The sequence below is a fragment of the Janibacter sp. CFPM2_SD2 genome (assembly GCF_057364645.1).
This window is the reverse complement of record NZ_JBNFOF010000384.1, coordinates 1-812: the sequence shown is the minus strand read 5'-3', so window position 1 is coordinate 812 and position 812 is coordinate 1. Positions and strand designations below refer to the sequence as shown.

Here is an 812-nt window from a genome sequence, read left to right as displayed (position 1 = left end):
CGCGCAGCCTCGGCCAGCGGCCGCGTGCGGGCGACGCGACGTCCGCCACGGACGACGCGAGTGCGGACGAGGCGCGTGCCGACAAGGCGACGGCGTGCGGACGGGGACGCTGACGAGCAGTCCCGCCCCGGCACCCGCGGCCCGGCCCACCCAGGTCACGCAGCCCGTGGCCACTGCCGCGGTGGCTGCCACAGGCCACCCCCGACGCTGACCCGGAGGACTCTGACGCCGACGAGGGCTGTCGAGGTCGAGCCGGCACGCCCGCCCAGCCGGTCGCGGTCGCTGCGCCCCGCGACGCCGACGACGACGCCGACGGCGAGGGCGACGACGGTCAGGACCACCCCCAGCAGGACAGCGACCTCCAGCAGGATGTCGGGGCCAGCGAGGACAGCTCGGGCGGAGCCGACCAGACGGCCGCCAGCCTGCCGGAAGCACCCCGTCGCCCCGGCACCGACCACGCAACCGCCGAGATCGTCCCGATCAACGACGAGGACGACGGCGACGACATCATCCCGGTCCACCCCCGCCGCTGACGGACGGCGCGTCCGGACCAGCGCACCACGATCGGGCTCTCCGCCCACTACGCCGTTGCTCCGTACTCCGGGCACGCCCCCACCAGCCCACCCCGACCGGGCTCTCCGCCCACTACGCCGTTGCTCCGTACTAGGGCACCGAGCCGGCCTGCCGTGCGAACCGCCGGCTCATCCGCTGGCTCATCGGACGGAGCAGCGGCATAGGCGCTCCGCACCCCGCGTCCCTGCACCACCGGGCCGGCCCACCCCCGGCTCGCCGTACGGAGCAGCGGCGTAGCG

1 protein-coding gene is annotated in these 812 nt (G+C 76.0%); it reads right to left on the bottom strand.

Annotated elements, in window-relative coordinates; translation table 11 throughout:
• Positions 1–155 precede the first annotated feature (155 nt).
• Entirely contained in the window at positions 156–341 is a 186-nt protein-coding gene (locus AC2W7J_RS18535) for a hypothetical protein (RefSeq protein WP_485984267.1), read from the bottom strand.
• Positions 342–812: the final 471 nt, after the last annotated feature.